Source organism: Oceanicella sp. SM1341, from assembly GCF_003448965.1.
Classification (GTDB): domain Bacteria; phylum Pseudomonadota; class Alphaproteobacteria; order Rhodobacterales; family Rhodobacteraceae; genus Paroceanicella.
Window position 1 is genome coordinate 79,721 of the sequence record NZ_QRGC01000017.1, and the last position, 13,043, is coordinate 92,763.

Here is a 13,043-nt window from a genome sequence, read left to right on the forward strand (position 1 = left end):
CATGGGGAGGCCGGGTGCGGCGACAGTGAGGCGAACCGGGAGAGCGTCGCAGGACAGGGACAGGGCCAACGACGGATCGGAAGAGGCAGAAAGACCGATCTCCGGCGGGGTATGCCGGGGCTTCCCATGTGGTTCGCCAGGCGAAACAGGACAGTCTCCGGCCGAAGAGAACCGGCCGGCGGCAGGCTTCAGAACATTCCGAAAACACCGAAGAGCGCGACGAGCAGCACCGTGAGCGCGAGCAGGCCGAGCACATCTGCGGCCGCATCGCGGTGGTGGAATTCGGTGTTGCGAACCATGCGGATCAGGGTCGACATCGGCATCTCCCTCGGTGGGCGGTTAATGTTTCCTTAATGTTCCCGCTCCGCCTCGCAGAGTCAAGAACTTTAAGAGAACAGATGCGAACGAAGGGTCAACCGATTGAAATCAAACGGATCGTCTCGTCCCGGCCCATGAGGTAGAGGAGAACGCGCAGCGCCCGGCCGCGCTCCGAATCGAGGGCGTCGTCGCGCGCGAGAACGAGTCGCGCATCGTCCTGCGCGATCTTCATCAGGTCGGCCTGGCCCTCGAGGTCGGCGATTCGGAATTTCGGCAGGCCGGATTGCTGATGGCCGATCAGGTCGCCCGCGCCGCGCAGGCGCAGGTCCTCCTCGGCGATGCGGAAGCCGTCCTCTGTCTCGCGCAGGATGGAGAGGCGGGCCTGCGCGGTCTCGCCCAGCGGCGGGTCGTAGAGCATCAGGCAGGTCGACTTGCCCGCCCCGCGCCCCACCCGGCCGCGCAGCTGGTGGAGCTGGGCGAGGCCGAAGCTCTGCGCGCCCTCGATCACCATGATCGTGGCCTCGGGCACGTTCACCCCCACCTCGATCACCGTGGTGGCGACCAGCAGCCGCGTGCGCCCGGCGATGAAATCGGCCATGGCCGCGTCCTTCTGCGCGGGGGGCATCTGGCCGTGCACGAGGCCCACCAGCCCCTCGCCCAGCGCCTCGCGCAGCGCCTGCGCGCGGTCCTCGGCCGCGGTCATCGCCACGGTCTCGCTTTCCTCGACGAGCGGGCACACCCAATAGGCCCGCCGCCCCTCGGCCAGCGCGCCGCGCAGCCGCTCCACCACTTCCGCGAGGCGGCCGGAGGAGACAAGCACCGTGTCGATCGGCTGGCGCCCCGGCGGTTTCTCGTCGAGCACCGAGAGGTCCATGTCGCCGTAGGTGGAAAGCGCGAGGCTGCGCGGGATCGGCGTGGCCGTCATCACCAGAACGTCCGGCGCCTGGCCCTTGGCGCCGAGCTCCATGCGCTGGCGCACGCCGAAACGGTGCTGCTCGTCCACCACCGCGAGGCGCAGGTCGGCGAAGGCGATGTCGCGCTGGAAGAGCGCGTGGGTGCCGATGGCGATGTCGATCTCGCCCGCCGCCAGCCGGGCGCGCTTCTCGGCCCGCTCCGCGCCCTTGTCGCGCCCGGTGAAGAGCGCCACACGCAGGCCCGCGGCCTCGGCCAGCGGGCCGATGCCCTCGAGGTGCTGGCGCGCGAGGATCTCGGTCGGGGCCATCAGCGCCGCCTGCCCGCCCGCCTCGGCCGCGATGGCCATGGCGAGCATGGCGACCAGCGTCTTGCCCGCGCCCACGTCGCCCTGCAGCAGGCGGTTCATGCGCAGATCGCCGGCCATGTCACCGGCGATCTCCTCCACCGCGCGGGTCTGCGCGCCGGTGGGGGCATAGGGAAGGCCTGCGAGCAGCTTCGCGCGCAGCGTGCCGTCTCCGGCCGTGCGGCGGCCCCTGGCGCGCTTCATCCGGGCGCGGGCGAGCGCGAGGGTGAGCTGATGGGCCAGCAGCTCGTCATAGGCGAGGCGCTCGCGCGCGGCCATCGTGCGGCCGGTCTCGCCCGGCTGGGGCGCATGGACGAGCTGCAGCGCCTCGCGCCAGTCCGGCCAGTGGTGCTTCGCGCGCAGGCCGCGGTCGAGCCAGTCCGGCATCTCGGGCGCGCGCGCGAGGGCGGCGCTCACTGCCTTCTGCATCGCCCGCTGGGTGACGCCCGCACCGATGGGATAGACCGGCTCGTAGCGCGGCAGCTCGCCGGCCTCCCCGGGCAGCAGGATATGGTCGGGGTGGACCATCTGGGCGAGGCCCTCGAAGACTTCCACCTTGCCCGAGACCAGCCGGCGCTCCCCCGGCGGAAGCTGGCGCAGCAGCCAGTCCTCCCGCGCGTGGAAGAACACGAGCTGGAACTCGGCCTCCGCGTCCTCCACCCAGATGCGGTAGGGGCGGCCGCGCTGGCGGGCCGGCATGTGGCCGCCCACGGTCACCTCCACCGTCACCACGCCGGGCAGCGTGGCGCCCTGGATCGAGGGCTGGGGGGTGCGGTCGATGAAATGGGCGGGCAGCGTGAAGCACAGGTCACGCGGGCGGGAGATGCCGAGCTTCTCCAATGCCTTCGCGGTCTTCGGCCCCACGCCCGGCAGGGCCGGGAGATCGGCGAAGAGGGGGAAGAGAATCTCGGGGCGGCCCTGGCTCATGACTGCCTACATGCCACGGCCGCCGCCCGGCGCAAAGCCGGCCCCTCAGGCCGGGATGACGCGGGCACGCTCGAGCTTCAGGACCCGGTCCATCCGCGCGGCGAGCTCGAGATTGTGCGTGGCGATGAGCGCCGACATGCCGGTGTCGCGCACGAGGCGCACCAGCACGTCGAACACGGTGTCGGAGGTGCCGGGGTCGAGGTTTCCGGTCGGCTCGTCGGCCAGCAGCAGCTGCGGCGCGTTGGCGAGGGCGCGGCACACGGCCACGCGCTGCTGCTCGCCGCCCGACAGCTCGCCCGGCCGGTGCGTGGCCCGCGGGGTGAGGCCGACGGAGCCCAGCAGCATCGCCGCCCGCGCCTCCGCATCGGCGCGCGACACGCCGGCGGCACGCTGCGGCAGCACGATGTTCTCGGCCGCGGTGAACTCCGGCAGCAGGTGGTGGAACTGGTAGACGAAGCCCACCGTGTCGCGCCGCAACCGGGTGCGGGCCCCGTCGCGCAGGCGCGTGGCGTCCTGGCCGGCGATGCGCACCGTGCCGCTGTCGGGCGTATCGAGGAGCCCTGCGATGTGCAGCAGGGTCGACTTGCCGGAGCCGGAGGGAGCGACGAGCCCCACCACCTCGCCCGGCGCGATCTCGAGGTCGACCCCCTCGAGCACGCGCACTTCGCCCGGCGTGCCCTGGTTGAACACGCGGGAGACGCCGGAGAGGGCCAGGGTCATGTCACTCATAGCGCAGGGCCTCCACCGGGTTGAGCCGCGCCGCGCGGCGGGCGGGGAAGATGGTCACCACGCAGGCGAGCAGGAAGGAGAGTGCCGCGGCGCGGAACACGTCCCACCACACCAGCTTGGCGGGCAGCTGGCTGAGCAGGCGCTGGGAGGGGTCCCACACGCCGCCGCCGGCGATGTCGTTCACCGCGGTGAAGATCGGGTCGATGTAGATGGCAAAGAGGCAGCCGAGCACCACGCCGAGGATGGTGCCCACCACGCCGATGGAGGCGCCGCAGATGAAGAACACCCGCAGGATGGAGCCCTGGGTGAGGCCCATGGAGCGCAGCACGCCCACGTCGCGCCCCTTGTTCTTCACCAGCATCACGAGGCCCGAGGTGATGTTGAGCGAGGCGATGAGCACGAGGATGGAGAGGATGACGAACATCACGTTGTCCTCCATCGTGAGCGCCTGCAGGTAGGCGCCGTTGGTGTCCTTCCAGGTGAGCACGCTCATGCCGGGCACCGCGTCGGCGATGCGGGCGGTGAGCGCGTCGGGCGCGCGGGAGGAGCCGAGCCCCTCGGGCCGGGCCACCATCACCTCGATCTGGTCCACCGTGTCCTGGTGGTTGAAGAACTTCTGCGCCTCCTCGAGCGGCAGGTACACGCGCACCCGGTCGATGTCGTAGCGGCCGATCTGGAAGATGTAGGCGATCTTGTAGTTGTTGATGCGCGGCGAGGTGGCGCCGAAGGCGGTCTTCACCCCGTCGGGCGAGATGAGGGTGACCGTGTCGCCCACGAAGAGGCCGAGCTCGCGCGCGACACCGGAGCCGATGGCGATGCCGTTCTCCTCGCCGCCGAAAGTGTCGAGCGAGCCCCAGCGGCTCTCGGGGTTGGCGATGAGCGGCAGGGTCTCGAGGTCGGAGCGGCGCTCGCCGAAGACCTGCACGCCGGCGTTGCGGCCGCGCGCGGTGGCCATCACCTGGGCCGAGACCATGGGGGCCGCACGCACCACGCCGGGCACCGCGGCCACCTTCCCGGTGACCGTGTCGAAATCCGGGATCGGGGCGATGCGCCCGTCGCGCATGTTGTAGAGGGTGACATGGGCATTGGCGCCCAGGATGCGGTCGGTGAACTCGGCCCGGAAGCCGGTGCGCACCGCGAAGGTGGCCACCAGCGCGAAGACCGCGAGCGTGATGCCGACGAGCGAGATCCAGGTCATCACGCTCACCCCGCCCTCGCGCCGCCGCGCCTTGAGGTAGCGCCAGGCGATCAGCCATTCGAAACCGGCGAAGGGCGCAGTGCTGCGGCTCATGCATGTCTCCCGTTCGGGGGAAGGATGGGAAGCACCCCGCGAGGGGGCGGCGGCCTTCGGGGGCATCGAGCCCCCTCGGCCGCCGGGCCCGTGCCGGGCCCCTGCCCGGCTCAGACGCCTGCGAAGATCTCCGCCACCCGGGTGACGGCGTCCTCGGGAGAGAGCTCGGTGCTCTCGCCCGTCCTGCGGGAGGTAAGCTCCACCACGCCCTTGGCAAGGCCGCGCGGGCCCACCGTGATGCGCCAGGGGCAGCCGACGAGATCCATCGTGGCGAATTTCGCCCCGGCACGCTCGTCGCGGTCGTCGTAGAGCACCTCGACACCGGCCTTGCCCAGCGCGGCATAGAGGCTCTCGCAGGCGGCATCGGCCTCGGCGTCGCCCTGCTTGAGGTTCACGATGCCGACACCGAAGGGCGCCACGCTCTCGGGCCAGATGATGCCCTTGTCGTCGTGGTTCGCCTCGATCAGCGCCGCCACCAGCCGGCTCACGCCGATGCCGTAGGAGCCCATCTCCACCGGAACCTGGTTGCCCTCCGCGGTGGTGACCACGGCGCCCATCGGCTCGGAGTACTTGGTGCCGAAGTAGAAGATGTGCCCCACCTCGATGCCGCGCGCGGTGACCTTGCGCGCGTCGGGCACCGCGTCGAACAGCGCCGCGTCATGGGTCTCGTCGGTGCGGGCGTAGGGGGTGGTCCACTGGTCCACCAGGCCCTGCAGGGCGGCGGCATCGGTGAAATCGACCTCGCGGTCGCCCAGCGCCAGCTCCACCACGTCGCGGTCGAGGAAGACCTCGCTCTCGCCGGTCTCGGCCAGCACGAGGAACTCGTAGGAATAATCGCCGCCGATGGGCCCGGCATCGGCGCGCATCGGCACCGCCTTCAGGCCCAGCCGCTCGAAGGTGCGCAGGTAGCTCACCACGTGGCGGTTGAAGGCGTGGATGGCGCTCTCGCGGTCGGTGTCGAAGGAATAGCCGTCCTTCATCAGGAACTCGCGGCCGCGCATCACGCCGAAGCGCGGGCGGATCTCGTCGCGGAACTTCCACTGCACGTGGTAGAGGGTCTTGGGCAGCTCGCGGTAGGAGGAGACCGCGTTGCGGAAGATGTCGGTGATCATCTCCTCGTTGGTCGGGCCGAAGAGCATGTCGCGGTCATGCCGGTCGCGGATGCGCAGCATCTCGGGGCCGTAGGCGTCGTAGCGGCCGCTCTCGCGCCACAGGTCGGCAGACTGGATGGTGGGCATCAGCATCGGGATGTGCCCGGCCTTCTGCTGCTCCTCGTGCACGATCTGCTCGATGCGGCGGAGCACCTTGAAGCCCAGCGGCAGCCAGGAGTAGATCCCGGCGCTCGACTGCCGGATCATGCCGGCGCGCAGCATCAGCCGGTGCGAGACGATCTGCGCCTCCGCCGGGGTTTCTTTCAGAACGGGAAGAAAGTAGCGCGTCAGACGCATGGAGAGCCCTCGGGAACGGTCGGTTCGGATCGGCCCGAGGTGTAAGCCAGGCGGGGCTTCGGCGCAATGGCCGGCAGGCGCGCAGCCCCGCGGCCCGGCCCGACGAATCAGCCGCCGCGATGAGTCATGTCCGAATCATGACGCAGCGCGAAAACTGAACATGTTTGACGATTGCAGCGCAGAGACACCTTCGCACTTGCGAAAGAAACCGGGCCCGCACCCCCGGTTTGCACTGATTTTTTGCAACCAGCCCTGATTTTGCGCAGTTTTTTGCTGACGGAATGTCACGGGTTGGCGTACGGTCTCCTTGCCACAAACAAGGCTCAAGTCTAGGGGAAGGGAAACGGTCCGCCGGCAAGAGCGGACCGTTTTTCATTTGACCGGGCCTGCAACCGTGCAGGCCCGGCACTTCACGCCCCCCCGCACCGCTTCACGAAATCTCAATTCTCGCGCCGGCCATGCCCCGGGTGCGCCCTGCCTTGCGGCAGGACCCCGCCGGCGGAACCGGCGGAAACCCGCCGGCCGGGGCACGCGGGCGCGGCCTCAGTCCTCGATGATGGTGAGTTCGGGGGTGAGGCCGAGCGATTTCGCCACCGAGCCGAGACGCTTGGAGACCACCTCGCCGGCGAGATCGGCCATGTCGGCGCCGAGGCTGAGCACCAGCCGCTCGCCCACCCGGGCGATGGGCGCGCCGGAGAGGCCGCCGGGGGTGGAGCCCGAGAGCATCGCGCCCAGCCGCATCGCCCGGCCCAGCCGCTCGGCCTCGGCCTGGCGCTCGGGGGCGAGCAGGCCGAGCATCGCATCGGCGCCGAGCTGCTTCCGGCTGCTCTTGTAGCGGTGGTAGAGTGCCAGGCCGATGAACACGCGGCCCGGATGGTCCACCCCGCCGAGCGAGGCGCGCATCAGCGTCTCGAACCCCACGGAGGCACGGTAGTCCGGGTGGGCGCGCCAGTTCACGTCATGCAGCAGGCAGGCGGCCTCGGCGAGGCGCAGCGAGTCCGGGGCGAAACCGTCGAGCAGCGGGCGCACCCAGTCGAACAGCTCCTGCCCGAAGCCCGGGAAGCGCGCGCGGCGCCGCTCGCGGAAGCGGCAGGCCTCGATCAGCGGGTCGAGCGCGCGGATGCCCGGGCTCAGGTGCTCCCAGAGCAGCCCCTCGCGCAGCCCGTAGGCCGAGACGGAGACCTTCTCCGGCGCGAAGACCTGCACCAGCCGCTCGAGCACCGCGGCGGCCAGCGGCAGCACCTCGGCGCGGGCGGAGGAGATGTCGGACATCTCGTCGAGCGCCTCGGGCGTCTGCCGGGCGATCCAGCGGGTCTGGGCGGCGAGGTCCACCGGCTCCATGCCGTATTCGTGCAGCACGTGGATGGGATAGTCGGAGCGCACCATGTGCACCCGGCCCAGCGCGCGCCAGGAGCCGCCCACGAGATAGAGGCTGCGCACCGGCCCGGAGACCACCTCGCGCGCCGCCTCGAGATGCTGGTCGATGAGCGCGCGCAGCGCCTCCGGGTCGCCCGCCCTGTCGCGCAGGTGCAGCGGCCCGAGCGGGGTGGTCACGCGCGCACCCACCTTGCCGTTCGCCACCCGGGCAAGCTCCATCGAGGCGCCGCCCATGTCGGCCACCACGCCGTCGGCGCCGGGCCAGCCCAGCAGCACGCCCTCGGCGGCAATGCGCGCCTCGTCATCGCCCGAGGCGATGCGGATGCGGATGCCGGTGGTGGCGAGCACCTCCTCGCAGAAGGCCTTGCCGTCCTCGGCCTCGCGCACCGCGGCGGTGGCCACGGCCTCGAGCGCGCTCACCTGCATGCGCTCGGCCAGCACGGCGAAGCGGCGCAGGGCGGCGAGGGCGCGCTCGCGCCCCTCCGGGTGCAGGCGCCCGGTGTCGAGCACGCCGCGGCCGAGGCCGCAGAGCACCTTCTCGTTGAAGAAATAGGAGGGGCTGCGGGCGATGCCGTCGAACACCACCAGGCGCACGGAGTTCGACCCCACGTCGATCACGGCCACGCGGCGGTGCGCGGTGGCATCCGTCTCGACGGGCTTGGGCGCCGCGAAGGAGCGTGCGCGCCGGAACAGTTCGTCTCTCGCCGACAAGGTGACTTCCTGGATGCTGCGGCCCACCTGACGCCTGCCACGGCACGCACCCGCGGTCAACCGCCCCGAAGGCACTAGGCCGGGGCCGCGGCGCCCGCGCAACAGCGCCGCGGGGGCGCCGGCGCGGGCCGCGGCCGGTGATCAGTCGTGCCCGTGGGTGAGGCGGGGCGCGTCGCTGGTGCCGGCCCGGCCGCGGCCGGACATCGACGGGTTTTCCATGAAGAAGCGGTGGCAGGAGAAGGGCTTCGCCCCCTCGGGCGCCACGGCCCGGGCCCATTCCGCATCCGGCCCCAGCACCCAGCTCTGGGCCACGTCGGCGAGGTTTGCCGCCATGATCTGGTCGACGATCTGGCTGTGGACGGTGGGGTTGTCGATGCGCACCAGCGTCTCCACCCGGCGGTTGAGGTTGCGCCCCATCCAGTCGGCCGAGGAGATGTAGACCTTCGACTGCGCCGAGGGCAGCCCGTGGCCGTTGCCGAAGCACACGATGCGCGAATGCTCGAGGAACCGCCCCACGATGGACTTCACCCGGATGTTCTCCGACAGGCCCGTGACACCGGGCCGCACCCCGCAGATGCCGCGCACGATCATGTCGATGCGCACCCCGGCCTGGCTCGCGGCGTAGAGCGCGTCGATGATCTCGGCGTCGATCACCGAGTTCACCTTCACCCAGACATGCGCCGGGCGGCCGGCGCGGGCATGGGCGGCCTCGGCCTCCAGCCCCTCCAGCAGGGTCTTCTTCAGGGTGATGGGCGAGAGCGAGAGGTTCTCCAGCCCCTGCGGCTCGGCATAGCCGGTGATGTAGTTGAAGAGCCGGGTCGCGTCGCGGCCCAGCGCGGGGTCGCAGGTGAAGAGCGAGAGGTCGGTGTAGATGTTGGCCGTGCCCGGGTGGTAGTTGCCCGTGCCGAAATGCGAGTAGGTGACCAGCTCGTCGCCCTCGCGGCGCACCACGGTCGAGACCTTGGCATGGGTCTTCCAGTCGATGAACCCGTAGACCACCTGCGCCCCTGCCCGCTCGAGCTGGCGCGACTGGCGGATGTTCGCCGCCTCGTCGAAGCGCGCCTTCAGCTCCACCAGCGCGGTCACCGACTTGCCGTCCTCCGCCGCCTCGCACAGCGCCGCCACGATCGGGCTGTCGCGCGAGGTGCGGTAGAGGGTCTGCTTGATGGCGAGCACGTCGGGGTCGCGCGCGGCCTGCTGGAGGAAGCGCACCACGATGTCGAAGGTCTCGTAGGGGTGGTGGAGGAGCATGTCCTTCTGGCGGATGGCGGCGAAGATGTCGCCCTCGTAGTCCTGCACCCGCTCGGGCATGCGCGGCTTGAAGGGCGGCCAGAGCAGGTCGGGGTCGTCCTTGACCACCAGCTCGGAGAGGTCGGCGATGCCGATGAGCCCGGCCACGGGGATCACCTCGTCGCGCGCCACGTGCAGCTCGTCCGTCACCAGGTTCTGGATGTCGGGATTGTCGGAATGGGTGATGGTGAGGCGGATCACCTCGCCGCGGCGCCGGCGCTTGAGCGCGGTCTCGAACTCGCGCACCAGGTCCTCGGCCTCTTCCTCCACCTCGAGGTCGCTGTCGCGCAGCACGCGGAACAGGCAGGAGCCCGAGACACGGTAGCCCGGGAACAGCCGGTCGAGGAAGATCTCGAGCAGCACCTCGAGCGGCAGGAAGCGGATGGCGCGGCCGCGCCCGCCCTCCAGCCGGTGGAAGCGCGGCACCTGCGGGGGCACCGGGAGGAGCGCGTCGAGGGGCGCGTCATCGGAGATGCGGCGCAGCTGCAGCGCCATGGCAAAGCCGCGGTTGGCGATGAAGGGAAACGGGTGCGCGGGGTCGATGGCAAGCGGGGTGAGGATGGGGAAGACGGTCTCGAGGAAGGTCTTCTCCAGCCGCTCCACGTCGGCGCCGGTGAGCTCGTCGCGCCGCACCACCTCGATGCCGGCGGTCCGCAGCTCGGCCTGCAGCGACAGCCAGGCCGCCTGCTGGCGCTGCATCAGCGCGCGGGCGTCGGCGTCGATGCGCTCGAGTTGCTCGGCCGGGGTGAGCCCGTCGGCCGAGGGGCCGCCGAGCCCGGTGCGCTTGAGGCTGCGCAGGCCGGCCACGCGCACGGTGTAGAACTCGTCGAGGTTGTTGCCCGAAATCGAGAGGAAGCGCACGCGCTCGAGCAGCGGCACGCTGGGGTTTTCCGCCTCCTCGAGCACCCGCCAGTTGAAGGCGAGCCAGGAGAGCTCGCGGTTGATGAAGCGCGCGGGGCCGGTGATGTCGAGCCCGTCGGGCAGCAGCGGGGCCTCCGGCTCGGAGGTGAGGAAATCAGCCTGGGTCATGGCGCTTACATAGGGCATCTGGTGCAACAACTCCGTGACAGCGGGCCTACCAGCCGAGGATGCGCTTCGCGAAGGCGGGCGTGAGCGATTTCTTCGCCGCCAGCGCCTCGGCGTCGAGCCGGGCCACCAGCGCCGCCGCCTCGCGCGCCGAGCGCTCCATCCGGGTGACGAGGAAGGGGATCAGCTCCGGCGGCACGGCGAGCTGCCGGTCGTCGAAGAGCTTCACCAGCAGGGCGGAGAGCAGCGCGTCATCCGGCGCGTGGATCTGCGCCACCTGCATCGCGCCGAGGCGCGAGGCGAGGTCGGGCAGCCCCACCTCCCAGCGCGCGGGCGCGCGCCGCGCGGTCACCAGGATCGGCCGGCGCGCCTCGGTCATCGCGTTCAGGAGGTGGAAGAGTGCTGCCTCGCGCGCCGGGTGGCCGGGCACCGCGGCATCGGCGTTTTCCAGCACCAGCGCGGCCTCGGCGAGCTCGGGCACCAGCGCCTCGGTGAGCGCCTCCGCCTCCAGCACCCGCGCGCCGAGATCGCCGGCCCAGACCTGCGCGAGATGGGTCTTGCCCGATTGCTCCGGCCCCACCAGCGCCAGCCTGCCCTGCGACCAGCCGGCCCAGAGATCGACCGCCGCCAGCGCGTCGGCGTTCGCCGGGCTCACGAAGAAGGCTTCGCGGTCCCGCGCGGCGCGCGTGGGGAGGTCGAAGATCAGCTGGGTCATTCCACCGGCTCGTCTGGCGTGCCGCGGTAGAGGCGGCCGGACTGGTATTCGGCCATGGCAAAGCGCCCCAGCACCCCGATGGCCGCCGCCACCGGCACGGCGATCAGCAGGCCGGGGAAGCCCATCACCGCCCCGAAGGCGGAGAGGGCGAACATCAGCCACACCGGGTGCAGCCCCACCGAGCCGCCCACCAGCCGCGGGGTGAGCACGTTGCCCTCCACCGCCTGGCCGATGACGAACACGCCGGCCACCGCCGCGATCCACGGCCATTCGCCCCAGAACTGGAACAGCGCGAGGCCGATCGACATCGCGCCCCCCACGATGGAGCCCACGAAGGGAATGAAGCTGATGAGCCCGGCCACCAGCCCGATCACCAGCCCGAACTGCAGCCCCAGGATGGCCAGCGCCACCGCGTAGAAGGTGCCGAGGATGACGCAGACCAGCATCTGCCCGCGCACGAAGCCGGCCAGCACCCGGTCGACCTTGAGCGCGAGGTCGCGGATCACCGGGGCGTGCTGGCGCGGCAGCCAGCTGTCGATGGCCGCGATCATCCGGTCCCAGTCGAGCAGCAGGTAGAAGGCCACCACCGGGGCAACCACGATGAGCAGCAGGAAGTCGATCAGCGCCAGCGACGAGCTCAGCAGGCTGTTGAGCATCGCGATGCCCTTCTGCTGCAGCGTGTCGGAGGCCGAGGACAGCGTGGTGCGCAGCGGGCTGTCCTCGGTGAGCAGGTCGGGATAGTGCTCGGAGAGGAAGGTCTGCAATTGGCGCACCATCTCCGGCGTGGTCTCGATCAGCGCCTGCACCTGGCGCACCACCGAGGGCACGAGGATGAGCAGCGCCCCTGCCGCGATCAGCAGCGCGACGAGGGTGATCACCACGGTGGCCGCCACGCGCGACAGGCCCAGCCGCTCCAGCCGGTCCGCCACGGGATCGAGGAAATAGGCGATGGCCGCCCCCACCAGGAAGGGCACGAGCGCCTGCCCGATCGCCCACAGGATGACGATGAATATCACGAGGCCGATGCCCCAGTAGCGCAGCTGATCCCTCGTGCTCAGGCTCATAGGCGGCCTCCCCCTCTCTCGGCTCCCAGATGACGCAGCGGCGCGCCTTATGCAAGTCGGAGCGGGGCCGCGGGCCCCGCCTTCAGCTGAACTGTTCGCGGATCAGGCGCTCCTCGAGGCCATGACCGGGATCGAAGAGCAGAGTATGCGCCACGCTCTCGTCGCTGGAAACCTCCGCCCAGAGCACGTCGCGCACCTCCACGTTATCGGCCACCGCGGCCACGGGGCGCTTGTGCGGGTCGAGCACCTCGAAGCGCACCGTGGCGGTGATGGGCAGCAGCGCGCCGCGCCAGCGCCGGGGCCGGAAGGCCGAGATCGGCGTGAGCGCGAGGATCGCCGCCCCCACCGGGATGATCGGCCCGTGGGCGGAGTAGTTGTAGGCGGTGGAGCCCGCCGGGGTGCAGACCATCGCGCCGTCGCAGATCAGCTCGTGCATGCGCTCGCGCCCGTCGACATGGATGCGCAGGTGCGCGGCCTGCGGGCCGGCGCGCAGCAGCGAGACCTCGTTGATCGCCAGCGCCTCGGCCCGGGTGCCGTCGGCGCCCGCCGCGCGCATGCGCAGCGGGTTGATGACCGTTGTGGTGGCCTCGGCCAGCCGGTCCTCCAGCCCCTCGGGGTCATAGGCGTTCATCAGGAAGCCCACGGTGCCGCGGTTCATGCCGTAGACCGGCACGGCGAGCCCGCCGGTGGCGTGCAGCGTGGCGAGCATGAACCCGTCGCCGCCCAGCGCCACGATCACCTCGGCCTCCTGCAGCCGGGCCTGGCCATAGCGCGCGGTGAGCGTGCCGAGCGCGGCCTGTGCCTCGGGCGCGCCCGATGCCGTGAAATGGATCCGTCTGCCGCTCATGCCTGCCTCTCGCCCGGTCGCCCCTCTCCGGCGCGGCCCACC

10 protein-coding genes are annotated in these 13,043 nt (G+C 71.0%); all 10 read right to left on the minus strand.

The window, feature by feature from the left end; translation table 11 throughout:
* Positions 1-188: 188 nt before the first annotated feature.
* Positions 189-317, minus strand: a complete 129-nt coding sequence (locus D3P35_RS26895; RefSeq protein ID WP_255418362.1) for a hypothetical protein — start codon at positions 315-317, stop codon at positions 189-191.
* Positions 318-412: 95 nt separating this feature from the next.
* Positions 413-2,503, minus strand: a complete 2,091-nt coding sequence (recG, locus tag D3P35_RS15825; RefSeq protein ID WP_118135716.1) for an ATP-dependent DNA helicase RecG — start codon at positions 2,501-2,503, stop codon at positions 413-415.
* Positions 2,504-2,548: 45 nt separating this feature from the next.
* A complete protein-coding gene (locus D3P35_RS15830; RefSeq protein WP_118135717.1) occupies positions 2,549-3,232 on the minus strand; it encodes an ABC transporter ATP-binding protein in 684 nt (227 codons plus the stop codon).
* Positions 3,225-4,523 (minus strand): ABC transporter permease, encoded by a 1,299-nt coding sequence (locus D3P35_RS15835; protein WP_118135718.1) that lies wholly within the window; start codon positions 4,521-4,523, stop codon positions 3,225-3,227. The genes D3P35_RS15830 and D3P35_RS15835 overlap by 8 nt, the downstream gene beginning before the upstream one ends.
* Before the next feature lie 110 nt (positions 4,524-4,633).
* Positions 4,634-5,971, minus strand: a complete 1,338-nt coding sequence (gene proS / locus D3P35_RS15840; RefSeq protein ID WP_118135719.1) for a proline--tRNA ligase — start codon at positions 5,969-5,971, stop codon at positions 4,634-4,636.
* Positions 5,972-6,514: 543 nt separating this feature from the next.
* A complete protein-coding gene (locus tag D3P35_RS26555; RefSeq protein ID WP_198670648.1) occupies positions 6,515-8,059 on the minus strand; it encodes a Ppx/GppA family phosphatase in 1,545 nt (514 codons plus the stop codon).
* A gap of 141 nt (positions 8,060-8,200) precedes the next feature.
* Positions 8,201-10,378 carry an RNA degradosome polyphosphate kinase gene (locus D3P35_RS15850; RefSeq protein ID WP_118135721.1) on the minus strand — a complete coding sequence of 726 codons (2,178 nt, stop codon included), beginning with the start codon at positions 10,376-10,378 and terminating at the stop codon, positions 8,201-8,203.
* A 46-nt stretch (positions 10,379-10,424) separates the two neighbouring features.
* Entirely contained in the window at positions 10,425-11,090 is a 666-nt protein-coding gene (locus D3P35_RS15855; protein ID WP_118135722.1) for a DnaA ATPase domain-containing protein, read from the minus strand.
* Positions 11,087-12,154, minus strand: coding sequence for an AI-2E family transporter (locus D3P35_RS15860; RefSeq protein WP_118135723.1), 1,068 nt, complete (start codon positions 12,152-12,154; stop codon positions 11,087-11,089). The genes D3P35_RS15855 and D3P35_RS15860 overlap by 4 nt, the downstream gene beginning before the upstream one ends.
* A gap of 82 nt (positions 12,155-12,236) precedes the next feature.
* On the minus strand, positions 12,237-13,001 hold the full coding sequence (locus D3P35_RS15865) for an NAD kinase (protein WP_118135724.1): 765 nt from the start codon (positions 12,999-13,001) through the stop codon (positions 12,237-12,239).
* Positions 13,002-13,043: the final 42 nt, after the last annotated feature.